Annotated in this window: 21 protein-coding genes and 1 pseudogene; 10 read left to right on the top strand and 12 right to left on the bottom strand. The window is 52.7% G+C overall.

All coding sequences use genetic code 11. The annotated features are described in order from the left end of the window. Positions 1-265 precede the first annotated feature (265 nt). From LJU29_RS06430 to LJU29_RS06410, 5 genes are all read right to left on the bottom strand, one after another. On the bottom strand, positions 266-1,369 hold the full coding sequence (locus LJU29_RS06430; protein WP_257111843.1) for a nucleotide-binding protein: 1,104 nt from the start codon (positions 1,367-1,369) through the stop codon (positions 266-268). A gap of 145 nt (positions 1,370-1,514) precedes the next feature. Next, complete coding sequence (locus LJU29_RS06425) at positions 1,515-2,387, bottom strand: hypothetical protein (RefSeq protein WP_257111841.1); 873 nt, start codon at positions 2,385-2,387, stop codon at positions 1,515-1,517. Between the two features lie 173 nt (positions 2,388-2,560). Further along, a complete protein-coding gene (locus LJU29_RS06420; RefSeq protein WP_054078085.1) occupies positions 2,561-3,541 on the bottom strand; it encodes an IS5-like element ISPsy2 family transposase in 981 nt (326 codons plus the stop codon). A 56-nt stretch (positions 3,542-3,597) separates the two neighbouring features. Beyond that, positions 3,598-5,343, bottom strand: coding sequence for a DEAD/DEAH box helicase (locus LJU29_RS06415; protein WP_257111840.1), 1,746 nt, complete (start codon positions 5,341-5,343; stop codon positions 3,598-3,600). Next, positions 5,336-6,385, bottom strand: a complete 1,050-nt coding sequence (locus LJU29_RS06410) for a HamA C-terminal domain-containing protein (protein WP_257111839.1) — start codon at positions 6,383-6,385, stop codon at positions 5,336-5,338. The genes LJU29_RS06415 and LJU29_RS06410 overlap by 8 nt, the downstream gene beginning before the upstream one ends. Before the next feature lie 242 nt (positions 6,386-6,627). On the opposite strand from LJU29_RS06410, the gene LJU29_RS06405 reads away from it, so the two are divergent. The 7 genes from LJU29_RS06405 (at position 6,628) to LJU29_RS06375 (ending at position 14,502) form a co-directional block, all read left to right on the top strand. Beyond that, positions 6,628-8,166 carry a hypothetical protein gene (locus tag LJU29_RS06405; protein WP_257111838.1) on the top strand — a complete coding sequence of 513 codons (1,539 nt, stop codon included), beginning with the start codon at positions 6,628-6,630 and terminating at the stop codon, positions 8,164-8,166. A gap of 484 nt (positions 8,167-8,650) precedes the next feature. After that, complete coding sequence (locus tag LJU29_RS06400) at positions 8,651-10,279, top strand: ATP-binding protein (protein WP_257111836.1); 1,629 nt, start codon at positions 8,651-8,653, stop codon at positions 10,277-10,279. After that, positions 10,279-11,115 (top strand): HNH endonuclease signature motif containing protein, encoded by an 837-nt coding sequence (locus LJU29_RS06395; RefSeq protein WP_257111834.1) that lies wholly within the window; start codon positions 10,279-10,281, stop codon positions 11,113-11,115. The genes LJU29_RS06400 and LJU29_RS06395 overlap by 1 nt, the downstream gene beginning before the upstream one ends. Before the next feature lie 1,063 nt (positions 11,116-12,178). After that, positions 12,179-12,472 (top strand): metal-sensing transcriptional repressor, encoded by a 294-nt coding sequence (locus tag LJU29_RS06390; RefSeq protein WP_005745585.1) that lies wholly within the window; start codon positions 12,179-12,181, stop codon positions 12,470-12,472. An 8-nt stretch (positions 12,473-12,480) separates the two neighbouring features. Then, the gene (locus LJU29_RS06385; protein ID WP_005755276.1) at positions 12,481-13,359 is read left to right on the top strand and encodes a nickel/cobalt efflux protein RcnA; all 879 of its coding nucleotides are present in this window, start codon (positions 12,481-12,483) and stop codon (positions 13,357-13,359) included. Positions 13,360-13,368: 9 nt separating this feature from the next. After that, positions 13,369-13,809, top strand: coding sequence for a YqaA family protein (locus tag LJU29_RS06380; RefSeq protein ID WP_257111831.1), 441 nt, complete (start codon positions 13,369-13,371; stop codon positions 13,807-13,809). A 111-nt stretch (positions 13,810-13,920) separates the two neighbouring features. Further along, entirely contained in the window at positions 13,921-14,502 is a 582-nt protein-coding gene (locus LJU29_RS06375) for a hypothetical protein (protein WP_057424302.1), read from the top strand. A 141-nt stretch (positions 14,503-14,643) separates the two neighbouring features. Here the strand turns inward: LJU29_RS06375 and LJU29_RS06370 are convergent, their stop codons facing one another. From LJU29_RS06370 to LJU29_RS06355, 4 genes are all read right to left on the bottom strand, one after another. Next, on the bottom strand, positions 14,644-15,900 hold the full coding sequence (locus tag LJU29_RS06370; RefSeq protein ID WP_122323064.1) for a polysaccharide lyase family 1 protein: 1,257 nt from the start codon (positions 15,898-15,900) through the stop codon (positions 14,644-14,646). 123 nt (positions 15,901-16,023) lie between these two features. Next, complete coding sequence (locus LJU29_RS06365; RefSeq protein WP_005753813.1) at positions 16,024-16,470, bottom strand: GNAT family N-acetyltransferase; 447 nt, start codon at positions 16,468-16,470, stop codon at positions 16,024-16,026. Between the two features lie 24 nt (positions 16,471-16,494). Next, the gene (yiaY, locus tag LJU29_RS06360) at positions 16,495-17,643 is read right to left on the bottom strand and encodes an L-threonine dehydrogenase (protein ID WP_004658895.1); all 1,149 of its coding nucleotides are present in this window, start codon (positions 17,641-17,643) and stop codon (positions 16,495-16,497) included. Between the two features lie 150 nt (positions 17,644-17,793). Then, positions 17,794-19,014, bottom strand: a complete 1,221-nt coding sequence (locus LJU29_RS06355) for a class I SAM-dependent methyltransferase (RefSeq protein WP_005745577.1) — start codon at positions 19,012-19,014, stop codon at positions 17,794-17,796. 876 nt (positions 19,015-19,890) lie between these two features. On the opposite strand from LJU29_RS06355, the gene LJU29_RS06350 reads away from it, so the two are divergent. Beyond that, positions 19,891-20,253, top strand: a complete 363-nt coding sequence (locus LJU29_RS06350; RefSeq protein WP_007253327.1) for a Rap1a/Tai family immunity protein — start codon at positions 19,891-19,893, stop codon at positions 20,251-20,253. Between the two features lie 153 nt (positions 20,254-20,406). Here the strand turns inward: LJU29_RS06350 and LJU29_RS06345 are convergent, their stop codons facing one another. Then, positions 20,407-21,387, bottom strand: a complete 981-nt coding sequence (locus tag LJU29_RS06345) for an IS5-like element ISPsy2 family transposase (protein ID WP_054078085.1) — start codon at positions 21,385-21,387, stop codon at positions 20,407-20,409. A 62-nt stretch (positions 21,388-21,449) separates the two neighbouring features. Continuing rightward, positions 21,450-22,612, bottom strand: a protein-coding gene (locus tag LJU29_RS06340; RefSeq protein WP_122320854.1) for an IS3 family transposase whose coding sequence is annotated in 2 segments (ribosomal slippage) — positions 21,450-22,357 and positions 22,357-22,612 — 1,164 coding nt in all. Because the reading frame shifts where the segments join, the coding sequence is not laid out codon by codon here. 112 nt (positions 22,613-22,724) lie between these two features. Between LJU29_RS06340 and LJU29_RS06335 the strand changes: the two are divergent. Next, positions 22,725-23,946, top strand: a pseudogene (locus LJU29_RS06335) (alpha-xenorhabdolysin family binary toxin subunit A). Next, positions 23,943-24,959 carry an alpha-xenorhabdolysin family binary toxin subunit B gene (locus LJU29_RS06330; RefSeq protein ID WP_057454080.1) on the top strand — a complete coding sequence of 339 codons (1,017 nt, stop codon included), beginning with the start codon at positions 23,943-23,945 and terminating at the stop codon, positions 24,957-24,959. The pseudogene LJU29_RS06335 and the gene LJU29_RS06330 overlap by 4 nt, the downstream one beginning before the upstream one ends. A gap of 57 nt (positions 24,960-25,016) precedes the next feature. On the opposite strand, the gene LJU29_RS06325 is transcribed toward LJU29_RS06330, so the two are convergent. Next, positions 25,017-25,634 carry a TPM domain-containing protein gene (locus LJU29_RS06325; protein ID WP_004664032.1) on the bottom strand — a complete coding sequence of 206 codons (618 nt, stop codon included), beginning with the start codon at positions 25,632-25,634 and terminating at the stop codon, positions 25,017-25,019. Positions 25,635-25,638: the final 4 nt, after the last annotated feature.

Here is a 25,638-nt window from a genome sequence, read left to right as displayed (position 1 = left end):
ATCATGTAACCCGTCCTTACTCGACAAAATTTCCCTAGATCGTCACTCTAGCTTGCCATACACGACGGTTTACAGCTGGGCATTCGATAAAGCGAGTGAGAGCTTTTCAAGCAACAGCCGCTTGGCAGATGCCAACGTAGATTCCTGACCCGTCCTCACATGGAAACGCGCATCGCAGTTTTGGTTAAGCCACCGCATCACATTGTGGTGGCTTCAGGCCGATTCTGCTAAGCGTCTGGCAGTTGGAGCGTACCTGTCTGGATGCTCAGCGATCGAATTTCATCTTGCCAAGTCGGAAGAGATCATTGTGCAATTTGACAATCTCTCCTGCAGTTGCGTGCAACCGATTGACTACTGAAAAAAAGTGCTCAGGCTTTGTCTCTTCCCATTCCGGAGGGACGGTTTGGAAGTCCGGATTATAGGCAGGGAACGTATTGACAGCGATCTGGCCCAGATAGTCGCCAACCAATCCATGTAGCTGAGAGCGCATCTTTTCCATTTCGGCATCGATGAACTCGTGCTCGACGTCATCCCACTCATGGTAAAAACGGCTTAACTGGTCGAGGTTAGAGAGGCGCCATAAGAACCCAGCCATGTTATGTTCATCAATAAAGCTGATGCTTCCTTTGGAGGGGAGCTCGGTCTTGAATCGCTCGAAAAGCGCAGCATCGGTCGAGCGTGGTGGGGATTCAGTGCCGGCTGCCTCAACGCTTGCTTGGGCTGTCTTACGAGACCCATGGGATTCGAAAATCAGTTGCAAAGCCGCCACAAACGTTTTCGTCAAGCCTTTCCTCACGGGAGCCTTCTCATCTGCGTCAGCCTCGATAGTGTACGTCAGCGCTCGTTTGGATCTCAGGTCGAAGGGAAGCTTGTCGGGCCCGCCATACGCGATGTTCATCACCATAATGATGCGGTTCCAGCCTAAGGCCTTGATCGCGTAGCCTAGCTCAACCAGCACATTTGGATTCGGTGTTGACCTGGCTGTCGAGAGGTCGATGATCGAGACATCGCACACGAACACTGAGGCGGCATCAATCTTTTCGAAAATGGAGTGGCTAATGTCTGGTGACCCAGCCAGACCAAGGGTGTCCCGATCAATGACCGGTTCAACGTCGGTCGTCTGGTCTTTGTGTATGTCTGCGATCGCTATTTCCAGCGCCTGCAAAATGAAGTTTCTATTGGTGTTGCCGGGGCTGTCGGATTGCCAAGAGTAAAATACGCGGTCTTTCATCTCATCACCGAGGTTGAGTTCAGCGTTGCCCCTACCTTCAAGTACTATCTCGCCCAGAATCCAGATGGCTTGCTCCCTGGAGGCGGTGCGATCGTCGCACGTGTACCCCCAGGAGGCCAGCGGGTCGGGAGTCGTCACTCGATTGACGTAAGCAGAACTCTGCGTTCAGAGCTCAGCATATGATGCAGAGTAGCCTCGCCGAACGCAGTGCGAGATCCATCAATCGCTGCAGGTGAAGGCGAAGTTACAGAGCCGCGCCCCCTCTGGCTATCGCCCGTCCACCTTAATCTGCTGTCACGGAACTACTGAGTAGCGCCGCACGCACCTTCGCTATCTCGTCAATGATCACCTGGCTCAAAGTGTGGGCCGTACCGTCAAATTCCAGAATGATCTGCCGGGCTGCGGCACTATCGAGTTCGCTATTGGGCACTATGCGCTGCAGCTCTGCCGCCGCGATACGAGATAGGCCAAGCTCAAGGAACGCACGCGCTGTGACGGTATTGACTCCCAATTCCAACGCAAGCGCGAAATCAAAAATCTCCGGCACCCTGTGGCTCAGTCCATTTTCAGTCATAATGTGGGCCAAAATATCAATATAGGCTTTGCCCATCTGCACCAACTGGAAGCGAATTACGTCCTCGATAGTATCGAATGTATCTTTGATCACCTTGCTTGGATTGAGTGGTTTGATGCTTTTGGCCCTGTAACCTTTGACGGTACGAACATTCATACTTTCAATGTCACGCTTTTTCTGAATCCCTACCTCTTTGGCCTCAATCTCAAACTTTAATATTACTGGATAAGGCTTTCCCTCCATCCATCGAATCGCGATTCTTGAGACGTAACCGCCGAAATTCCCTTCAAAACCTTTAATGTATTTGAAAATTACGTTGAAAATATCTCGATAATACTTGAATGATTTACTGCCCAGATCAGCGGGGTGACGTGGAATCATCTGCTCGATGCTACCATCGGCCAAAGATCCCTTCAAAAAAATCATAAGCCCGTTCAAAGCAAACAGATCTAAAGTCCAATTGGCATTGAGAACATTGAGCGGTAACTCCAAACGTTCTGAAGCGGCTTTAGATGCGTTGCAAAGCAAACGAGAGTCCAGAATATCTAGCTCTGGCGCCACTCGTTCGAGAAAACTCTGCACGCTACCCTGTCTTGCTTTGGATATTAGGGAAGGTCTGAAGTAGCCGGATGTTTTCCGGCTACCGAGTCCTCAGCACTTTTCAAAAAACGATGCATGTCGAAATTTGCTCAATTATCTTCGCTTTTTAGCTCTTTCGGCCGCTGCAAAGCCTTTTGCGGTAACCATTTCCTGCATTACACGCGCACCTCTCCTGCGCTCGCCAACAAATGTCGGCGGGCCATCCACAGGTTTGACAGGGCGAACAACGTCACCATCTGCGCGGTGTTCTTGGCCAAGCCCCGAAAGCGCACTTTTTCATAGCCAAACTGGCGTTTGATGACCCGAAACGGATGCTCGACCTTGGCGCGAACCTGGGCCTTGGCCTTCTCGATTTTGCGGATCGCCTTGTACAAAATACTGCGTTTTCCGTGCTTTTTGTAAGTGCTGCGGCGGGCGGCAATCTGCCAAATGACCTTGCGCCCGGCGTGTTCTTCGCGCTTCTCGACCCCGGTGTAACCTGCGTCGGCGCAGACTACGTTTTCCTCGCCGTGCAGCAGTTTGGCAACCTGCGTGACGTCTGCCACATTGGCCGCTGTTACTACCACGCTGTGCACCAGGCCTGACTCGTCGTCGGCGCCGATGTGAGCCTTGGCGCCGAAATAGTACTGGTTACCTTTCTTGGTTTGATGCATCTCAGGATCGCGTTTGCCATCCTTGTTCTTGGTCGAACTGGGCGCGTGAATCAGCGTGGCATCGACGATGGTGCCTTGACGCAACGACAAGCCACGGTCGCCCAGATAACCATTAATTACGCCGAGAATCCCGGTCGCCAACTCGTGCTTTTCCAGCAGACGACGGAAGTTGAGAATGGTGGTTTCGTCTGGAATTCGCTCCAGGCTCAGGCCTGAAAACTGACGCAGGATGGTCGTCTCATACAGCGCTTCTTCCATCGCCGGATCGCTGTAGCCGAACCAGTTCTGCATCAGATGAACACGCAGCATCGCCATCAGTGGGTAGGCGGGCCGGCCACCTTCTCCTTTTGGATAATAGGGCTCAATCAGGGCAATCAAACCTTTCCAGGGCACCACCTGATCCATCTCGATCAGGAACAATTCCTTACGGGTCTGCTTGCGCTTGCCGGCATACTCGGCGTCGGCGAAGGTCATCTGTTTCATCATCGAAAAGCTCGGCGACTGGTGTCCGGAGATTTTGCCAAATTAGGAAGTCTTTTTCAGAGTTTCCTTAGCATCCCAGCAGATGCAACAGCGTTTTTACGACCCTCGTCACGAGGCTTCGCGGAGAAAACATCCTCTCTTAAAAATTTTAGGACGTCATGCGCGTTATTAGTAATTACCTCGCCTAGGGCGGATTTTATGGTGAATTTTGTAAACCTATCCATGGGATGGTCACTCCACGAATCGTAATCCACCAAAAATACATTCCCGACTATGTCTTTACCCATACGCCCCGCCCGTCCAGCGAAATTCCACAGAAGGGCTGGTTCGAGAAGCTGTTTATCACCTCTGCCACGGGCAGGTGTATCGATGAAAACATTGCGTGCAGGCAGGTTGATACCCTGAAACAAAGTGGTAGTGCAAACCAAGAATTTTATCGAACCTAGTCGGAAAGCGTTTTCAATTGCCTCACGAAGCAATGCGGGCATCTGTCCGTAATGGAAAGCTACACCCTTCTCAACCATCCGAATGAGATGGTATTTAGGGTGAATGTGCGCCTTGATAAATGCAACCAGATCATCATTCTTCCCAAGGGAGTCAGGGTCAGTTACGCCCATCGCAATCGAGCTAGCTAACGACGCGGCTTCGGTAGGAGTTTTGGCATATACCAAAGACCCTCCGTTGTGACCGAGTTGAAGCGCGACCGCAGCTAAACGACTCTCACGCGTAGACATTCCCACGTCACATGTAAGCGAGCCAATCGATGCTGTGCCGTTTGGGGAGAGTAGTTTGAAATTCAGCTCGCTCGTGCTTGCACCCTTAGTCACAACGATTCTGTTTTGGAGGACGGGGGAGACTGTCGTGGCTATTTCTCGGATCTCGGGTAACCCAAGGCTTTCGAGCGCTTCCTTGAAGCCTTCCGCACCTGGCGCGAGCATCACGACATGTGCGCGCCTGTAGCGCTCAACACACTGCTCTATGCAGTCTTGGAGGATCATCCCTCGGGCCCCATCAGAAAGATTCTGGGCTTCATCCACTACCACAAGATCAATCCTCGCAGAAGTGGTAGAGAGAAGAACCTGGAACCGCTCTTGGGTCAGCACAAAAATCTGTTTGGACATCTGCTCGAAAGTCGGGATATCCGTCACACGGATTTCAGGGTCACTCGCCAAACGGGCCTTGATCTTCATATGGACTTCAGATAGCAGTGCGCGAGTCGGAGCAATGTAGACGAACGTGAAGCCGCTGGTCGAAACAGCACGGCGGCATAGATGCTCAATTACCAAAAACGATTTGCCAGCGGAGGTAGGGGCAGATATCGCCAGCGAAGAGCCCCCCTCCAAAGAGTCCCATACCCCTTTTTGGTAGTCTGTGAGGGCTATATTTTCTCCATGCACATTGATTGTATTGAGATGCTCAACCACATGGCGTTGAATCATACCTGCTAGGCTGGTTAGCTTTGACTTGAAGTTAAGCTCAGCATATTTGAGGCCCGGGAAATTTCCGAGTTCGGTCAAGACTGATGAGCATCGCTCCAAAACGCTGGATTCTTTGCTAACCAGCATCGCATTGAAAGCGATAGCCTGCGCTAACGCTACATGGCCTTCTACAGGTGACTGTGCGAATACTGAGGCACAGTAAAGCAGCTTACCCAAAGCCTCGATATCAGGGTCAGCTTGAGATCTTGCGATATTACTTGGCAGCGTATTGGCTGCTCCAGCGGACTGTAGAGCGCCTAGCGCATTTTTAAAATCGACGTTCCTGATCATGCGGGCAGACAGTGCTGATGCAAAACTACTCATCGCTCACATCCTCCCCAGGCGATGGGACAGTTAACGCCGTATCGGACTGCGCCGGCAAGATCCCCAAGGAGTCATAGAACAATTCTCTTAGCTCATCGACATCGGGTACAGCTACCAGATAGAGCATGCATTTGTTCGCATCGACGCCATGCTTTTCCAGCTGATTACTTACATTCTTGTGGTGCCGTTTGTGGTCGTTAGCGTACAGATTTCCAAAGTGCACCTCGTGCTTATCCAAGGCACCATCATCTACCGGCAATTTGTTCGCGAAGTGCTGGGACTCCGAGTAACAGATGACACCGACTGACCGCTCACGCTTGGGTGCGTTAGGGGAATTGAAGACATCCAGGTACTCCATCAGACGATCCTTATCTGCTTGAGGCAATGCGTCCAGATTCCCCAAATCGCGCGCCAGCCCATACTCTTGCAGGTATTGCTTTTTGTTGCTTCCAAAACCCGCAATCGACTCCGCGTAATCAGCAGTGCCGCTCGCGGCAGTACCAGCCAATTTTGACTCAAGAAAAAAGATGTGAAGGAGGCCATCCTTCACTGAAGCATGAATTCCATCTAGACCGTGGACTGGCATGTTTGTGGAGGTCTTCAAGGACATTTTGGCCACGAGTTGTGCCGCGTTCAGATGATGCACGGCGATGCAGTAGGCGAGCACTTCCCCTACCTCGCTCGCCCTTGATGGGTACTCCTTTCGAAACTGAATAAATGCATTTTTTACCGCTTTGTGAATTTGGCTTGTAAGTGATAGGTCGCCATTTTTCCCAGAGGCGAGCTGCGCCATGTACGCATCACGACGTCTTCGGCTCAAGGCATAGTTAACCGCTTGGCTGCTGAGGAAGTCAGCCAAGGAAAGAGTATTGGGAATGTCTTCTTGGAACCGTACATGCAGGAGAGCAAGCTTGGGGGACAGGTCTGCCGGCTGAGCGTGCAAATCCTGAACGCATTTGACGAACTCGTTAAGCGGAGACTGATTTAGGAGCTTGTCGATGACCTCAGTTAGTGAAGGCCCGGTTACTAAAGATGAAGACATCTGATCCATTCCCTGGGATAGCCAACACGTCCGTCAAATGCTCGCATGGAGTCCGCATGACGACGCCGCAATTTGATGATAATGACGGGTATGAATACAGATTGCCATCATCAGATTCGGGAGGGGCATCCGGGCTTGCGAGGCTGTAGATTGAGGTGTGTCAACGTCGTTCTCATGTTCATGATGCACGCGGTGACTCAAGGCCGGATATGTTGTCATAAACACACATCAGGAAACGCTGGATGAACCATAAAACCGCTTGGGAGAAAGCAGCTGAATCAGACGGTACAACCGAGTCGGAGCGCTCTCTAGCACGTCTTGCCCGCAAAGCGTTTTTAAGTCTGTGGAGCTACGCTAATGTTTACACCGACGAAGGTCGATCGAACGGCAAGGGTGACGGGAAGGAGTTGGTAGACCTCTTGGTTGTGTTCGGCAATGACGTGCTCCTGTTCTCGGACAAGCACTGCGCCTTTCAGACTGACGTAGATATCAAGGTTGCTTGGCCTCGCTGGTATAAGCGGGCGATAGAGAAGTCAGTCAAGCAGCTTGCAGGGGCCGAGAGCTTTTTACGCCGGTTCCCGGGCCGCGTGTTCGTAGACAAATCATGTCAAACAGCGCTGCCAGTAAAGCTGCCTGACCCATCATCAGCGCGATACTTTCTCATAGCTGTCACGCGGGGCGGGCACAGGGCAGCCGCAGACTACTACGGGGGCGGAAGCAGTGGTAGCCTGATGCTTAATAGCACGCTTGAAGAGCGTGCTCATTACGATCACCCTTTCGAGATCGGTTTTCCATTGAAAGGCAAGCGCTTCGTTCACGTACTGGATGAGGTAACGGTCGATACGCTTCTTGAAGAACTGGACACCGTCCCGGATCTCGTTGGCTACCTGTCGTGCAAAGAGCTCTATTTCGGGGCAAACGCCGTCATAATGGACATCGCAGGGGAGGAAGAACTGCTCGCCCACTACATGTGCACGATCGAGGACGGTAGACACGCCTTGCCGAAAGTGCCTTTAGGTGCGAATGGCGTAGTACTTGGCGAGGGTGACTGGCGGGCATATCGCTCAAGCCCCCAAAGAATGGTCAAGCGTGAGGCCGACAAGGGCAGCTACATGTGGGACGCTCTCATTGAGTATCAAGCCGCTTTCGTTCGCGCAGGAACAGCGATCGGCCTTCCCCATGTGGAGCCAGAAACCATCGACCATGAGCGAATACTACGCGCCCTGGCGTCCGAGCCGCGACTCGGAAGGCGCGAGCTCGCAAGCCACTTTCGCTACGCATTATCGAAGAGCGTCCCCGGCAATAAGTTCGCACGCATGATCCTTAGCAACGACACGAAGACCAGAGGATACGTGTTCCTGACGGTTCCAATGACGCCGGATCATGGGTATCAGGAATACCGGGAGCTACGCACTGACATACTGCTCGCGTACTGCCACGGCATGAAAATCCGACACCCTCACTTGACCGAAGCCATTGGCATCGCATCTGAGCCTTTCTCTGAAGCAGCCGCGTCGCAAGACTTCCTTTACGTCGAGCTTGCTGACGGGTTGAGCTCGGAGGAGTCGGCACATTGGGAGGCAGTGATGGAGGAGCTAGACATTTTGCAGACCCCGGCCAACGAAACTCGCTATTTCGGCGGGATCAGTCGCGAATTTCCGATGCCAGTTAGCTTCGGGGCTGGAGGATTGGGGGAGTACGAGATTAGCACCCCAATGAATCGTGCTGAGCGACGTAGGATCGAAAAAGAAGCTAGGAAAGCCGCTAAGAAAAAATGGTAAACCGCCGTATAGGCATCCAACTGGCGAATGCCGAACCAAGCACAATATTCTGTTCTGACGCCGAGTCGTGACCACTTTTACAGAAGCAACGAGGAGGCGCCAGAATCCCATTTAGGCGCCTCTGCATGCTTGTATAGCTGCTGTGCCTATTCGTGGATTCAAGCAATAGGTTTTGGATCGATCTGGAACTTAGCAATATCTATGTTGCACTATCAAAACGAATAACAAGCCTCACAAATGCGCTGCAATAGCCTTCCAGGCCACTTTCCAAAAAACAAGCCGTAACTGCCCGTTCTCGTGCCATTGGTCAGAATTGAGCGCGGAGCATGAGACAGAGCATTGCTGCCCTCTCAGTCGCAGAGCAGCAACCAGGTAAATGCGTTGCAACGCAGCCATTCTTCTGATGGCCTATTGAGGTAGCAATTTGGTATCTTGTCTTCAAGACATCTCAAATTCTCAATCGTAGGAAGCAAAGGATTGAACCATGCGGTATAAGTTTTTAATCAGGAAGCAAAATGGAACTTGGCCGAAGGACGGGCTACCCGCCTTTGTACTTGAACAGGATAAGTGGGACGATTATGGGTTCAGGACACAGTATCACCTGTCCTATGTAACTTTAGATAAAAACGGACAACGTATCGTAGATCATATAGGGCCTGTGAAAATTCTCAAACTGGGACAAGTCGATGATGAGAGGTCGCATGTTAATGAGAGCTTCAACGAGCTGGACGATGACTTCTGCTCAGTCGGAGAGTCTTTAGACTATTATGAACGGCTGGGACAACTTCCAGAGCGTAGGAGAGAGCAAGCACTAACCGGTTTACGGGATGTTGTTTATGACCAAGCATTACAAGATAAATTTCGAAACGAACGCGGCTGGGCGACCTCTCTGTTCCGAGATGGCAAGGACGACAAGTATTTAAAGATCAGCTATGGCTTGGTGACAGGAGATTACACAGAGCTTCCAGGTGAAGAGCTAACCTTTTCAGTGAAATTTGGTAACTGGCTGAACCCACTGAATTTTGCATTTATAAACCGGAAGCCGTACCGGCACCGAAGATCTATCCTTCCCGCACGCATGGCAGTGCTCGTAGGCGCCAATGGTTCAGGAAAAAGCACCGTACTAGCCCGCATCGCGCGACTAGCATTCGCTACGATAGCGGAAAGAAAAGAGATGACCTCGCTCGGCACATTAACCCCTGCCGGAATTGGGTTCCCACGTATTGTGACCATCTCATTCAGCGCCTTTGACAGCTTTCATTTGCCAGGATCAAACACGCGAAATCGCAGAAAGATACTTGATGAGATGGCCTCCGGCACCGGTAGGTTTGCCTATGTTGGTCTCAGAGATTTGAAAGCTGAAGGATCCAGGATTGCAAAGGGTGCGGAAAGCGAAGCTAGTTCTTTTGGGGATGCCGATAGACAAGGAGCTACTCGACTTAAATCTATTGAAAAAATCGCGGAAGAGTTCTACCTCTATCTGTCTCAAATAACCGACACTACTAAGATCAGCATCCTAAATAATTTGCTCGCAGGCCTTCTCGAAGGTTCAGCATTTGATGAGCTATCAGATCACGACCTAGACGACTGGGATAAAGAAATTATCCTGTCAACCTTCCTTAAATGTAGCACCGGACATAAGATTGCTGCACTCGTAGTTACTAGTCTCATCGCTGTGACGGTACCGTCTTCGCTGGTGTTATTTGATGAGCCTGAAACGCACCTACACCCCCCCTTGCTTGCCGCCCTAATGCACGCTGTAAGGGCAATAATGGCGAATAATAACTCGTTCTGCATCATTGCCAGCCATTCCCCAGTGGTGGTTCAAGAAACGCTAGGGGCAGATGTAAGAGTTATCAAGCGTGATGGTGACTGGGCTTTTGTAGAGGGCGTTGGCAACGAAACCTTTGGGGAAAGCATTGGACTTATAACATCCGAAGTATTTGGGCTCAACCCGGAGGCAACTGACTACCATCGGGTTCTGGACGATCTAGTGGATCGTTTGGATGACCAAGAGGACTTGGAAGAACTATTCCTAAATGGTCAAATGAGCCACCAGGCGAGGTCATACAGCATGAGCAAACGCGCTTTTCAGAAAAGGACGAAGAAATAGTGTGGAACCTGACTAAACCCAGCTTAACATCTATTCGTTCCGACTTAGACTTACTTTTTCCTGAAGGCGCAGGATCTGGGGTATCCGAAAATGACAAACTCAGAATTTTAGAACTTTACGATGAGTACGAGGATGAACTAGGTGAGCCTAATCCAGTCTGGAAGACAAAGTTCTTGTCTGATGGCTCTAGAGATTTATTATTGGCTGCTTACGCACAGGTATCCGACAAGGGTCAACTATCCCTACTTCGGACGGCGTTAAAAAAGGGCGCGCTAAAATGCCCCTACTGCGGGTTTGGGGAAATACGCGACCTAGATCATCACCTCCCAAAAAAACACTATAAATGTTTCAGCGTATTCGCTTTGAACTTGATACCATCATGTTCGAAGTGCAATGGGCACAAGCCACGAACCCCTCCTTCTGTAAAAGAAAAATATCATATCCATGCATACCTCGACGATGTCTCAGCCTATGATTTTTTGGTGGCTGACGTTGAGATTTCAGACGGCGCATTGACCGTCGTATTCCGGATCGAAAGACGCCCCGGAATGACCAATGAACTGACAAAACGTTTAAGGCAACACCTTAGAGACTTTAGGCTAAACGAAAGGTATGTCGCGCAAATAACCAATTACTTGCAAGATCAAGAAACTGGATTGGCCGACAACTTCAGATCAGGGGGCGCTCCCGGAGTTAGAGCATATCTGCTTCGCACCGCCGAATCGATCGCTCGTACGAATGGTGCCAATGACTGGCGAGTCGCTTTGGTGCTAGCCCTAGCCGACTCAGATGAGTTTTGTGATGGGGGTTTCTACGAAGTGCTCGGTTTCGCCTAGAGTGCTCTTCCTCCCTGAAATTTGGCCGTACGTGGTCAAAAAAGGATGGTCGGCCCAAGGGTAAGCTGACCGCTATCAGTTGATAGCAGCCTAACCAATATGGGGCTCATACTCATCGCACCTGTCACAGATCGAGCTATTTTTCTGTCTCCTACCCTTTGAGGATTTTTGACATCCGCCACAACGTGGCGGCTGATATCTATAGCCCCAGAGGTAGGCAGAAAAATTTTCCAAGCCCGCTGACGCTACGCTGATCCACTCACCTGCGAGAAATGGAGGGAGTAGGCGATAGCTGATTTTGCAAAATTCTGGTGCGCAAGGGCGAAAGGTAGCTTGCCCAGATTTTCACTCCTCGCTCACATGTGAGCAAGACAGAAAATGGATAGGTTCATTCCGATTCTAGAGATGACCCTCAGCAAAACCTGCTACGTTTGGATACACGCCTACACGCTTTCAGAATATTTACCTCCTACGCACGCCTACACACATACACGGTTCCGGATTTTCCTGTCCTATAAGAGTTCGATTCCCTCTACCCGCTCCATATTTTTCCTAACACGTTAATTCTCCTCAAATCTCCGAATGGCACGTAGCGTAACAACCTCTACCGCTGTCCGAGCGGGATCTACGCTTCTTCGCATAGCTGCTCATGTTCAGTATCGCTTCTATCTTCAGTCAGACTGATATCCATACATCAACGCATTCCAGCCACCTGATCGCCGAAAAAGCGATAGTACGCAGCGTCAAGAATGACGACTTACCAAGCTTGGGTACATGCTAACGACTTGGCAGGAAGCACGTGCTCGTGCCAGCTCAAGCTTCAGAACCCTGGAAACTGAAATCAACTACCTGACTGTTTTTTGAAGATGGCCTGCGAACGTTAACAGGCCACTATCCGTTGCACCCAAGCCATCAAGTTCAGAGGGGCCTGAGGGTAACCAACATCCCGCCAGTCCCATCCTCAATCAACCAAATAGCAACGTCAGGCGCAACACCTTTGACCTTATCCCCCCCGGGGAGGATAAGGTGTCAGCCTGGATCAATCACCCAACAGGCTCAAGCGATGAGTGAGCATGAACATCCGTATGACCATACGCACCAGTCACACGAGGCGATCATCAAACGTCTCAAGCGTGCAGACGGCCACTTGCGAAGCATCATCACCATGATCGAAGACGGCCGCGAATGCGTGGACATTGCTCAACAGCTTCATGCAGTCGAGAAAGCGATATGTCAGGCGAAACGCACGCTGATCCAGGATCATATCGATCACTGCCTTGAAAACACCATGGGTGCTCTTGCCAAAGGCGAGCGAGCGCCACTTGAAGCCTTCAAGCAAATCACTAAATACCTGTAAGGCCTCACATGCCCGACTTTGCCGATTTATTGCAGCGAGGCGGTGCCCACGCTTGGCTGTACTTCCCCAGCGCCATCCTTTTAGGGGCATTGCACGGCCTGGAGCCGGGGCACTCCAAAACCATGATGGCGGCATTCATCGTGGCCATTCGGGGATCGGTGAAGCAGGCTGTCATGCTCGGGCTGGCGGCAACGCTTTCCCATACCGCTGTTGTCTGGTTGGTCGCCATCGGCGGCATGTATTTGGGTCAGGGCCTGGATGCCGAAACGACCGAGCCCTACTTTCAACTTGCATCCTCGGCACTGATCATCGCCATCGCGCTGTGGATGTTGTGGCGCACATGGCGTGGCGAGCAGCTGTTTAAATTCGAAGAAGAAAACGGTGGCCACTGCGATCACCACGACCACGAAATACACCATCAAAGCCATGACCATGACCTGGAACACCAGCACGGCCATAGCCATGATCACGGCAATCCGCAAAGATTCACGCTGGCTGCCGAGGGTTATCAGGATGCTCATGAGAAGGCCCATGCCGAAGACATTCGCAAGCGGTTCACCTATCGTGAGGTCAGCAACGGTCAGATCCTGATGTTCGGTTTGACCGGTGGGCTCATCCCTTGCCCAGCCGCAATCACTGTTTTACTGCTGTGCCTGCAAGTGAAGCAAGTCACGCTAGGGGCCGCGATGGTGCTTTGTTTCAGCATTGGTTTGGCAATCACTTTGATGACTGTCGGAGCCGCTGCCGCTATCGGCGCTCGCAAAGCATCAAACCGTTTTCCCTGGCTCAATGCAGCTGCCCGACGAGCCCCGTATCTTTCCAGCGTGTTGATCATTTGCGTCGGCGTGTACGTGGGTGTCCACGGCTGGAACGGATTGTATTCGTGAGATGACATCGTGTTCGAGCTGACCAGCTATCTGGGCCTCTTTGCCGTGGCATTTGGTGCCGCAACGCTTCTGCCGCTGCAGTCTGAAGCAATGCTGGCCGGTATGCTCCTTTCAGAACGCTACGCGACGACTCTTCTTTTGGTGATGGCAACGACGGGCAATGTTCTGGGGTCGGTCGTGAACTGGTATCTGGGGCGCTCGATTGAACGCTTTCGGCACAAGCGCTGGTTCCCCATCAGCGAGCGACACCTCGACAAAGCGCAAATTATTTACAGGCGCCATGGACGCTGCGCATTGTTGCTCAGTTGGGTGCCCATCATCGGTGACCCGATCACCATGATCGCCGGTGTCCTGCGTGAGCCGCTTTGGAGCTTTCTGCTGGTTGTCACTTTTGCAAAAGCTTTACGCTATTTGACGCTGACAGCGATCACGCTGGGGTGGGCGGTATAGAGGAGATCGGCGGTGGTGGCATTGCACCCCGTCGCTGATCCAACCCATGCTTCACCCTAACCCCATCTTGTGCTTTCATCGTGCGCCTTATTAAACTCTCAAGGACGAAAAATGCGTGCTGCCATTCTGATGCTGATCATTGCCTGCGTTACAGGCTGTGCATCCAAGCCCGATTACTACGTATCGCCCACCCCGGTCTACATTTCCGCCACCGCCACTTACTGGGTTGAATCTTTCAAGATAGCCCTGGAAGGTGAGAACGATCGCTTTCTTTCAAGGGCCCAGTTAGAAGAGGATCTTGAACTGGAATTGATCAATCAGCTGAAGCAGGCCCATCGTTATGCAACGACAAAAGAGAGTGCCGATTACCTGCTGGACATTACGGGCTTGTACAAACGACGTATCGGTGACTCAAAAGGCGGATTCATATCGTTTATCGTCGATGACAATACGGTGATGGGCAGCGTGGACTTCAGCTATCAGGTCTCGGTAAAAAAAGCGGAGAAGGAGCTACTCCACTTTGGCCAGTACCGGGATTCGCTTCAGCCTGCCGGAGTGATGGGCAATTGGGAAAACATGAGGACGATGGCCGGAGCTATTACCAACAAAGGTAATTCCGACGTAGAAAAATTTTATATTCGTGTACTGCCTCGCTTCATTGTCGACGATATCAAAGCCATCCCCTCGCGCTGATATCGCGTTGCGTATGCCCAGCCTTACTGCACCCAGAGGCTGAAACGCACCCAAACTGATGATAAGGACCTCACGTACTTCATCGGCTAACAGTGCCAGGCCATTGCGCGGGCAACCAAGGAATCACGATACGTCACGAAGCTATCGTGATTCCCATGAACCAACATCCACCTTCCCCACTCCCGCGTCACGCATCACCTGCCCTCTGGCCTCTTGCGCCGAAACCGGCACCACTAGAAACTGCCGATAATCCCTGAAAGCCTCCAGCACAGATGTGTCCTGAGGACGATAGTCATCGCCACTCATCTGTTGCTGATTCGCCACACACGATCTTCCAATAACACTCATACACACATCGTTTGCGCCAGTTGAACCCGGACCAAACAAAGCAAACGCTGTACCCGGCTGATCCGTATCGTTGAACAGTGGATGAGCTACGTTTTCAAAATCATTCCCTTCCACCAGCAACTGTGAGGATGAAGTCCGCGACATGATTGCGCCTTGGTAAGTCATGCGCTGAAAGACGTTATTGACCAGTTGAGCGCGGACTTGCGCATTATTCATGCCGCCGGAGTGCGGCGCTCTTCCCGAGGCGTCGTGTATGTAGTTTTTTGACAGCGTCAGCGTGTCCTGACTGCCGAGGAACAGCCAGACCCAGTAATGATGACCATCGCAGGTCGACGAGTAAGGCGTGCGACCGTCGAATTCATTGCTGGAAATGGTGACGTGTAAAGCAGTGCCCCAGCCTGTCACGATCATTTGTCTGCCGATACGGGCGAAGGTGTTGTGGTCAATCCACACGCCATCGGCCTTGTTCAGAGTGAGCGCATCTCCGCCCCATACGACACTCGGGTTGATGTCTGAAAGCGTCAGGTTACGGACAATCACGTTATGCGCGCCGTCACCGATGAACAGTCCTGCACCTTGGATACCGGCCTTTTTGCCCACGCCTATCAGGGTCTTGTTCGATCCGACTTTCAGTGGCTTCAGCCCTGCATTGTCGTAGGTCACCATGACCGGTGGCCTGGATTGGCAGAAGTTGTTGGGACCATTGAGAGCAAGCTGCTCGCCGCCATGCGGACACTGCTTGACCATGCAGCCCGGTTCGGTGGTTTCGGCGCTGCCTTTGGCAACGAGACTCCCACGAAAGTCGAACAGGTGCTCCAGCACAATGACCCGCGGGGTTTCATCGGTACAGGCACCGCGCGAGTCGTAAGACGCGCACAGTGCAGACCGAAGCTGGTCAAGCGTTGAAGGGTGTACTGCCGCGGCGGCTCCGCCACCCGTAACCCCTTTGGCAAAACCTTCCGGCAAGTCCGCTGCCTCCAGGTATTGCGCACCCGACAGCATCAGGAACAAAGCAGAAACGCATTGCAAAAGAGCACCCAAAAGCCTCATTTGTTGAACTTCCAGTCCTATTCGCGAAGGGACGCGAAAACAGTCTGAATGCTAAACGCAGAGCGGCCTGCCTTACTCGTATTCTGTAGACTTGGTCAGGCTCTGTTCAGCCGCGAGCATCCCTCACGAAAACGCCAGCTCCATTCTGATACTGTCGATTCCAGGACCATGCCCGTCCACTTCGACAGAGGTCACGACAAACCCCAGATTCAAGTAGAAGCCCTGAACGTGCTGGCTGGTATCGATGTGGGAACGGGTGACGCCCGGTAATGACCTTACGACATCAAGTCTCGCCTGGGTCAGAAACCTGCCCAGGCCGCTACCGTGTTGCTCACTGTGGACCATGCCCCATGTAAGCTCGGCCACTGACGGGTCTGACAGCACGAGGTATCCCCCGCAAGCCAGAACATCGCCATCACGCTCGACAACGAAGTACTGACCCAACGGTGCCATCAGGAAGCTGGCAAATTGCTCGCGCTCCGCAGGATCAAAGTAACGCGGTACGTTGCTGTCGAAGATATCCAGACAGATATTCCGGGCCGAAAGTGTGTAGGGTAAGAGCGTTGCCATTTTTAGCCTGTCCGTTGCGGTTAATCACATTGCCTGACGAAATATCTCCTGAATCTGCTCAAGATCGGCACGACGCGGATTGGTCAGACCGCACGCATCTTTCAGGGCATTGGTGGCCAGGATCGGGAAATCCTCTTCCTTGACGCCAAGCACCGCCAGCCCCGCCGGGATTTCCACGGCAGCCGACAGTGCGCGAATGGCCTCGATTGCCGCCTGAGCACCTTCTTGCGGAGAAAGACCACGAATATTGCAGCCCATCGCATGCGCAACATCAGTCAGGCGCGCAGCGCTGACGCTGGCGTTGAAACGCTGAACATGAGGCAGCAATACGGCGTTGCACACACCGTGCGGCAAATCATAGAAGCCGCCCAGTTGATGCGCCATGGCGTGTACATAGCCCAATGATGCGTTGTTGAACGCCATGCCGGCCAGAAACTGTGCGTAGGCCATGTTCTCGCGTGCAGTAATGTTCGCTCCATTGGTGAAGGCGTCGCGCAGATTGTTGGCAATCAGTGCCATGGCCTGCAACGCGCAGGCATCCGTGATCGGATTGGCAGCCGTCGAGACATAGGCCTCTATCGCGTGAGTCAAGGCATCCATACCGGTGGCAGCGGTCAGTGACTTGGGCATGGCAATCATCATGTTCGGGTCGTTTACGGATAACAGTGGCGTCACGTTACGGTCAATGATGGCCATTTTTACGTGGCGCGCTTCATCGGTAATGATGCAGAAGCGGGTCATTTCGCTGGCGGTTCCGGCGGTGGTGTTGATCGCGATCAGCGGCAACTGCGGTTTTGCCGAACGGTCGACGCCTTCATAGTCGCTGATATGCCCACCGTTACTGGCGCACAGGGCAATGCCCTTGGCGCAGTCGTGAGGTGAACCGCCGCCCAGAGAAATCACGAAATCGCACTGGCGTTCCCGCAGCAAGGCCAGACCGTTCTCGACGTTGGCGATGGTCGGGTTGGGTTTGGCACCGTCATATACCACCGAGTCGATGCCCTGCTCCACCAACAGCCCCGCGACCTGACTGGCCACACCGGCCTTGGCCAACCCTGCGTCGGTCACGATCAGCGCCTTGAGAAATCCGTATTTGCGAATGGCGAGCATGGCTTCATCAATGCAGCCAGTGCCGATGATGTTCACTGCGGGGATGAAAAAGGTGCTGATCATGACGGACCCTCGTGGGTAGCTCGGATGCTTGGGTGATAGCCCAAGCATCCGCCGTGTGCGAGGTACAACCATTGACCTGGCGCAATGAAGCAGCCTGATAGCAGACCGTTGGTCGAAGACTCTTCGGTCTACGTGTGCAGGGTGGCTGTTTCAGCCGATGAAGCCGTCCGCCCTCAGCAGCGTTTCAAGGCACTGCTCGCTGATGCCGTAAAACGTCTTCAGCTCCTGGATACGCGCGATCAACAGGTCCGGGTTGACCGGTTCGGCGCGCTTGACCGCCAGGATCATCTTGTTCTTGTTGGTGTGCTCCAGAGAGATGAACTCAAAGACCTTGGTTTCGTAACCGCACGCTTCCAGCAACAAGGCACGCAGGCTGTCCGTGACCATTTCTGCCTGCTGGCCCATATGCAGGCCGTATTGCAACATCGGTTTCAGCAAGGCCGGGCTCTGGATTTGCAGGCGAATCTGTTTGTGGCAGCACGGCGAGCACATGATGATCGAGGCGCCGGAGCGAATGCCCATGTGAATGGCGTAGTCGGTTGCGATGTCACAGGCATGCAGCGCAATCATCACATCCAGCGCGCTGGGCGCGACAGTACGCACATCGCCGTGCTGGAACGTCAGGCCGGGGTGTTCAAGACCCGCCGCAGCGTTGTTGCACAAGGTGACCATGTCCTCACGCAGCTCGACACCGGTCACCTGCCCTTGCGCCTGCAAGGTATTGCACAGGTAGTCATGGATCGCGAAGGTCAGGTAGCCCTTGCCTGAGCCGAAGTCTGCCACCTTGATCGGCTGATCTAGCTTGAGTGGCGATGAACTCAAGGCATGGGAAAACACTTCGATGAACTTGTTGATCTGCTTCCACTTGCGCGACATCGCAGGGATCAGTTCATGCTGCCGATTGGTGACACCCAAGTCGGCCAGGAACGGGCGGCTCAGCTCCAGATAGCGCTTTTTCTCACGATCATGCCCGGCCGAAGGAGCTTCACGCTCCTGCTGAGCCTTGCTTTTGAACAGCGTGCTCTTGCCCTTCTTGCTGAACTCCAGCTGCACCTCGTCGGTCAGCGACAGCAGGTGCGCGTTCTTGAACGATTCAGGTATCAGGCTGGCAATAGCGCCCACCGCTTCTGCAAGCGGAAAATTCTTGGTGATATCGCGGGTCTTGTAGCGATACACAAAGGTAAGGCATGGCTGTTCCTTGACGGTCAGCGGTTTAATGATGACCCGCTGTAATTCGGCCTCGCTGCCCACGTATTTGGCCAGCACCAGCTTGATCAGCGAGTTTTGCGACAGGCTGGTGTCCAGCAGGCCGAGAAACTGCGCGCGGTGATCGGTCGCAGTGTTGGATGACGTGGGGGTAATGACTGACATTGAAAATGTGCCTCAAACGTCCCGGCCGGGACTCGAAAAATCAAACCGGCATTTTAGGCGCGTCGACGCGTCAAGGGCACCTCTATTTTTCAAAGACTACACACACTGTTTGCACGAACCTACACACCAAAGCGAAACACACATAACCTGTAAAACAATCACGACGAAATTCACGAGCCATTACTTGTACCGCGCAAAAACACCTTTATAGTCGCCCTCACTGATGACAGACAATCAGATCTCACTCCTGGAGCTTTTTGCTCTAAGGACTTCCTGCACACCTCGAAAATCGAGCAGGTGGAGCGGGCATTGGCTGTGCTGGGTCGGCGCATAACGTTGAGCATTGAGCAGGCTGCGTGACGCATAACACTGGATCATTCCAGCCAGTCCAATGCGTTGCGTAGCGCCCAGCGGACGAGCTGGCTTGCGACGATGGACAGAACCAGCCGCCAAAACCATTGAATGATGTGCTTGAGCATGGTGCGTTCCTCGTGGTTGATGTCGTCAGTGTGTTTTTATTACAGGCAGTGCTCAACCCGTGGTATTTCCGCAGGTGGTGCGCCGTCTGTCACGACTGCTGACGAGTCAATTCTGAGGGGTAAAAAAGGCGTTCTAAAACGAGGTTTGCATAGCTCAAACGCCTTGTGATGCGCTGTTAACCGATCCGAAAGCGTTCCCTGAACATGACGCCTTGTAGCAGATGCAAGGCGACCAGATTGCCGCCTACGGTGTTTTGCCAAGCTTTATGGGTCGTTTCGTAAAGGGCGTCAATTTCCTTTAGCAGCAGACGGTAGCGTTGGACTTCCAGAATCAGACGCCGCACGTCATGGCCCGCCCGGTGTGTAAAGTACGATAGCTAAAGCAAGGACGGCCTATATGAAGATATTTTTTGTACTGATGGTAATAGTTGGGATGTTGGGTAGCGGGACTGCGATGGCTGTGACTGGGAACGAGCTTTCCGAGCAATGCCAAGCTTTAATCAAAGATCCGACACCGCCATCCAAGTATTTTGCATCAGGTGTGTGTGCGGGGTACGTAAATGGAATGATAGACGGAATCCACATAGCTAAGGTACTTAGCCCTGATAGAGTGGATGTCTGTTTTCCTGATCATGGCTTTACCAGCTTTCAGGCTGTAAAGGTGGTTCAACGATACCTCGACACCCATCCTGAAAGACTGAATGAGGACGCGATGGTTTTAACCTCAATGGCCTTTAAACAAGCGTTCCCATGCCAGTGAGAGCTAAGGAAGGTCTGAAGTAGCCGGATGTTTTCCGGCTACCGAGTCCTCAGCACTTTTCAAAAAACGATGCATGTCGAAATTTGCTCAATTATCTTCGCTTTTTAGCTCTTTCGGCCGCTGCAAAGCCTTTTGCGGTAACCATTTCCTGCATTACACGCGCACCTCTCCTGCGCTCGCCAACAAATGTCGGCGGGCCATCCACAGGTTTGACAGGGCGAACAACGTCACCATCTGCGCGGTGTTCTTGGCCAAGCCCCGAAAGCGCACTTTTTCATAGCCAAACTGGCGTTTGATGACCCGAAACGGATGCTCGACCTTGGCGCGAACCTGGGCCTTGGCCTTCTCGATTTTGCGGATCGCCTTGTACAAAATACTGCGTTTTCCGTGCTTTTTGTAAGTGCTGCGGCGGGCGGCAATCTGCCAAATGACCTTGCGCCCAGCGTGTTCTTCGCGCTTCTCGACCCCGGTGTAACCTGCGTCGGCGCAGACTACGTTTTCCTCGCCGTGCAGCAGTTTGGCAACCTGCGTGACGTCTGCCACATTGGCCGCTGTTACTACCACGCTGTGCACCAGGCCTGACTCGTCGTCGGCGCCGATGTGAGCCTTGGCGCCGAAATAGTACTGGTTACCTTTCTTGGTTTGATGCATCTCAGGATCGCGTTTGCCATCCTTGTTCTTGGTCGAACTGGGCGCGTGAATCAGCGTGGCATCGACGATGGTGCCTTGACGCAACGACAAGCCACGGTCGCCCAGATAACCATTAATTACGCCGAGAATCCCGGTCGCCAACTCGTGCTTTTCCAGCAGACGACGGAAGTTGAGAATGGTGGTTTCGTCTGGAATTCGCTCCAGGCTCAGGCCTGAAAACTGACGCAGGATGGTCGTCTCATACAGCGCTTCTTCCATCGCCGGATCGCTGTAGCCGAACCAGTTCTGCATCAGATGAACACGCAGCATCGCCATCAGTGGGTAGGCGGGCCGGCCACCTTCTCCTTTTGGATAATAGGGCTCAATCAGGGCAATCAAACCTTTCCAGGGCACCACCTGATCCATCTCGATCAGGAACAATTCCTTACGGGTCTGCTTGCGCTTGCCGGCATACTCGGCGTCGGCGAAGGTCATCTGTTTCATCATCGAAAAGCTCGGCGACTGGTGTCCGGAGATTTTGCCAAATTAGGAAGTCTTTGTAGTGGTCAACTGATCCCGGACACGACGTTAAGGTTTTTCTCGTACTGAGCGGGCGCCATTCCATCATTGAACTGGTGTGGCCGAATCCAGTTGTAACGATGCATCAGGTAATGACTGATATCCCGCTGAGCCTCTTGGACCGTCATGTAGCCCACGGTCGGTATCCACTCAGTTTTCAAGCTGCGGAACACACGCTCCATCGGCGAGTTGTCGTAGCAATTACCCCGGCGGCTCATGCTCTGGCGTATGCGGTATCGCCAAAGCCGCTGGCGAAACTGTCGGCTCCCGTATTGGACGCCCTGGTCGGAATGAAACAGCAGGCCCTGAGGCTTGCCGCGTTGCTCATAAGCCATGTCCAGCGCCTTGATCACCAAGTCCGTATCCGGTTTGTTCGAAAACGCCCAGCCCACCACCCGACGCGCGTAAAGATCCATAACCACCGCCAGGTAATGCCATTTTCCTTGCGCCCAGATGTAGGTGATGTCGCCACACCAGACCTGATTGGGCGCGGGTACATCGAACTCCCGATTCAAAATGTTCGGAATGTCAGGCCGCTCCACTGTTGCTTTTTTATAAGCATGCGAGCCTGGTTGCTTGCTGATTAATCCCAGCTCCCGCATCAAGCTACGCACCTTGAACCGACCGATTTGCTCGCCATCCGCCTGCATCATCGACACGATACTGCGGCTGCCGGCAGCGCCTCGACTTTGCCCGAACAGCTCATTGACTCGGCTAAGTAAACGAACCCGCTCGGCGTCTGGAGACCGACGCCGCAGGCAATGGTTGTAGTAGCACGAGCGAGGTACCTCGAACACTTCGCACAGCAATTCGATTGGCTCATGGACACTGAGCTGATCAATCAGCGCATGCGCTCGTGCTCTTCCGACATCAAGAGCGCGGTGGCCTTTTTTAAAATGGATTTCTCCCGCTCAAGACGGGCGATCCGGGCTTCGAGCTCCTGGATTTTTTGCTGCTCGGGCGTGAGGGCTTTGCTCTGTGGAGTGACACCGTTGCGCTCTTGTTGAAGCTGGTTGACCCAGCGACGCAGCGCAGATTCGACCACCCCAAGCGAGCGGGAGGCTTCGATATGGCTATAGCCTTGATCGAGCACGAGGCCTGCGGCCTCGCGTTTGAATTCAACGGAAAAGGTACGGCGTTGTTTGGTCATCAGACACCTCTATCTGGCGATATTCTCGCCTAAATGAGTGTCCGGAACCATTAGACCACTACACTTTTTCAGAGTTTCCCTAACAGAATAACTTGTACAAGGAACGTGCAGTATGTTGAGTCAAGCAGCACTCTTGGAAAACGAAGATATCGCACGGGTTACTTTAAAACCCGTAGAGTACTTGAGCGTCATACTCGATGATGAAAAAAGCGGAGGCCGGAGCGCGGCACTTATTCTGACCAGGGAAGACATCCTCAGTCTTAAGCGTTACGAGCGTCACGCCCTGAACATTCCCACCTCGCTTACTCGTGTCGAACAGCAATTGGGTTTTACAAGAAGTTACATTCCCGGGCTTGAGCCTGAAGATATGTTAGTGACTTACCAGGCAATCAATAATCATGGCAAGAGCTGGCTCAGTATCGAGGATGGCATCAAACGCAGCGGGTTCGCCATTGAATTGTTTGCCACCCAATTCTCGAGACAGGGCGAACAGATCATCAACTACATCGAAAAAATGGATTTTGCCAGACAACTGGACATGACCGTTGCCGATTTAAACATCGAAGAGGTTCGTAACACTGCGCCGGTACCACTGGGTGAAACCGATCAGAGGGTGTGTATCACGCTGGCAGAGTTTCTGAAGAAAACGGCGTCACAAATAAAAAACCATCAGCACGCTGCGCAAACCCTGGCGGACCACATCGATACGTTCAGCACCGTTCTGAGCGTCCAGCTCATTCCCGGCATCAATGACAAGGTGAAACTGGCAAATTGTTCTGATCTGGACCAGCAGATCCAGGATCTGGAAAAAGATATCGAACAACTGACGACGGAAATCGAGCAGAAAAACAACGAGTATAAAACCGCCCTGTATAATATTGCCTGGGGTCTTTTCGGCGGGCCCATCGGGGTCGCTATCACGGGGGGCATTTTTGGTGCCCAAGCAGAGGAAATCCGTAAAGAAAAAAAATCGAATGGTGGCTTCCAAGAACGAGAAAGTTCAAAAACTCGAAGAAAAATCTCCTTTGGCAGCCGCCGTGCGCAGTCTGCAAATACTGTTTGAAGACATGAATATTCGCATGATGGACGCTCACCAGAGCGCCACCCATTTGAAAGACCTCTGGACCATGCTGGCGGCGTATATCGACCGTTCTGCCAGTGAACTTTCAGCGATCACGACTGATCAGGCGCTGATGATTTTCGCTATGCAGTTTCAAGGCGTAGTCACACCTTGGCGGGAAATAAGAGGCATGGCGAATCAGTTACTTAAGATATTTGATAGTGCACTGGATCAGTTTCAACGCGAACAGCAATCCGGCAAGAGAGGACAATGATCATGAGCACTGAAACCCTGAGTGAGCCGTTGGTCCTCACCCCTCCTGACAATGAAGTCATGACAGCCGCCCGCCAGAATATTCTTGCGCAGGTGAGCACTTTGAAGCTGAACTTTCTGTCGGCCATGAAAGAAAAAATGCTGCCGCTTCAAGACGCATTGATTAGCGCAGACAAGGTCTATCGCCAGGAACTGGCCAATATCACCGTGCAGTTGAATACTGTAAACCTGAAACCGATCGATCAGAAACAACAACTGATTGAGGCCGACGCAACGCTCAGCGACAAACAGAAACAACAAGCGATCAACCTGCTGAACGGGCAGCGCATTCGCCAGGTATCGAATATCACAGCAGCGGTACGCCGCAGCGCGGCGGCCATTGCCGAGCACAGCGACAATGTGGCGCAGATAAACCTGACGCTGGAAAGCAATCGTTTGCTGGAAACACTCCAGCAACAGATCGACAGCATCACCCAACGATCAGCCACGTTAGAAAGCGCAATGGCTTTAATCGCTGAAGACCGACGCCTGCTTGACGCAACGATCAGTACGCTTGAAAAGTACAACATTGCCGACCTGTTCAAGGAACTACTGCCTACCCAGGAGGAGCTACAGCTCATCATCACACCATCGCCAGAGCTTGCGCTGGTCTCCGCAGGGATTGCCAGACTCGAAAAACTACTCGACAAGATCAGCAGCGCCCTGACTTACCTTGATCTTACTCGAGAACGCGACAGGCTGAGGTCGCGCTATAACGCCCTGCTCGACGACTCCCGCCTGTCTACCCAGGAAACAAAGGTAATCAAGGAAAAACTCGACGAGTTGACAGGGCTCGCTGGCGTCGCTCAGAGCAAAGCACTTTGGGTACAAGAAGCGAAAAAGGTTTATCAATCGCTCTATCATTTTCTGGATCAGATAACATCGCCAGGTGATGCTTCGGCGTCGATCAGCCAGCATGTCGAACAACTGAAGACCTACATAAAATCGTTTTATGACGTAAAACGTATCGTCTGACCCGGACGATTTTCAAGCAAGGCAGATGTCGATAAAATCGACATCTGCCTTTTGCCGTTACCCCAACACCACCAGCCGATTCGGCAGCTCATTCCTGCCGTGCGTCACTGGAACGTGATCGGCAAGCAACTCGCCACAGGCATGGATACAGCCAAGAAACCCCTGCAAGGTCTGCCCGTCTCTGACCTGCTGTGTAAATACGTCGACCATCGCCTTCCAGGTATCGTCATGCAGACGACTGGCAATGCCATGGTCAACCAAAATTTCGACATACCGTTCGGCCTCACTGACAAAAACCAGAATGCCGGTTCCGTCATGGGTCTTGTGCAGGTTTTGTTCAAGAAACTGCCGACGTGCCAGATTTCCGGCTCTCCAGCGCCGAACCGAAAGCGGCACCAGCAAGGCCGACACGTTCGACACGCGGCAGACCAGCGCCACAACAATGAACGTACTCATTTGCGCCAGCATCAGTTCGTCCGCGCTCAACCACTGAACGCAGTAATTGACCGTGCCCGGCAGCAGCAGGCCGATCAACCCGGCCCAGATCAGCGGCATGTACGCGTAGTCGTCGGCACGAGCAGCCAGTACTGTAACCAGTTCGGCATCGGTGCGCTGCTCGACGCGATCAATCGCTTCGGCGACCTGCCGCTGTTCATCTCTGTTCAATAACGCCATGCTT

It is taken from the genome of Pseudomonas ficuserectae (genome assembly GCF_024584585.1).
GTDB lineage: Bacteria > Pseudomonadota > Gammaproteobacteria > Pseudomonadales > Pseudomonadaceae > Aquipseudomonas > Aquipseudomonas amygdali.
Note: the sequence above shows the minus strand (reverse complement) of the source record. Positions and strands in the feature narration are given on the sequence as shown.

Coding starts and splice junctions, on each gene's coding strand:
- LJU29_RS06420 (WP_054078085.1), bottom strand. CDS start 3,541: ATGAAACAGATGACCTTCGCCGACGCCGAGTATGCCGGCAAGCGCAAG.
- LJU29_RS06415 (WP_257111840.1), bottom strand. CDS start 5,343: ATGAGTAGTTTTGCATCAGCACTGTCTGCCCGCATGATCAGGAACGTC.
- LJU29_RS06410 (WP_257111839.1), bottom strand. CDS start 6,385: ATGTCTTCATCTTTAGTAACCGGGCCTTCACTAACTGAGGTCATCGAC.
- LJU29_RS06405 (WP_257111838.1), top strand. CDS start 6,628: ATGAACCATAAAACCGCTTGGGAGAAAGCAGCTGAATCAGACGGTACA.
- LJU29_RS06400 (WP_257111836.1), top strand. CDS start 8,651: ATGCGGTATAAGTTTTTAATCAGGAAGCAAAATGGAACTTGGCCGAAG.
- LJU29_RS06390 (WP_005745585.1), top strand. CDS start 12,179: ATGAGTGAGCATGAACATCCGTATGACCATACGCACCAGTCACACGAG.
- LJU29_RS06385 (WP_005755276.1), top strand. CDS start 12,481: ATGCCCGACTTTGCCGATTTATTGCAGCGAGGCGGTGCCCACGCTTGG.
- LJU29_RS06375 (WP_057424302.1), top strand. CDS start 13,921: ATGCGTGCTGCCATTCTGATGCTGATCATTGCCTGCGTTACAGGCTGT.
- LJU29_RS06370 (WP_122323064.1), bottom strand. CDS start 15,900: ATGAGGCTTTTGGGTGCTCTTTTGCAATGCGTTTCTGCTTTGTTCCTG.
- LJU29_RS06365 (WP_005753813.1), bottom strand. CDS start 16,470: ATGGCAACGCTCTTACCCTACACACTTTCGGCCCGGAATATCTGTCTG.
- yiaY (WP_004658895.1), bottom strand. CDS start 17,643: ATGATCAGCACCTTTTTCATCCCCGCAGTGAACATCATCGGCACTGGC.
- LJU29_RS06355 (WP_005745577.1), bottom strand. CDS start 19,014: ATGTCAGTCATTACCCCCACGTCATCCAACACTGCGACCGATCACCGC.
- LJU29_RS06350 (WP_007253327.1), top strand. CDS start 19,891: ATGAAGATATTTTTTGTACTGATGGTAATAGTTGGGATGTTGGGTAGC.
- LJU29_RS06345 (WP_054078085.1), bottom strand. CDS start 21,387: ATGAAACAGATGACCTTCGCCGACGCCGAGTATGCCGGCAAGCGCAAG.
- LJU29_RS06330 (WP_057454080.1), top strand. CDS start 23,943: ATGATCATGAGCACTGAAACCCTGAGTGAGCCGTTGGTCCTCACCCCT.
- LJU29_RS06325 (WP_004664032.1), bottom strand. CDS start 25,634: ATGGCGTTATTGAACAGAGATGAACAGCGGCAGGTCGCCGAAGCGATT.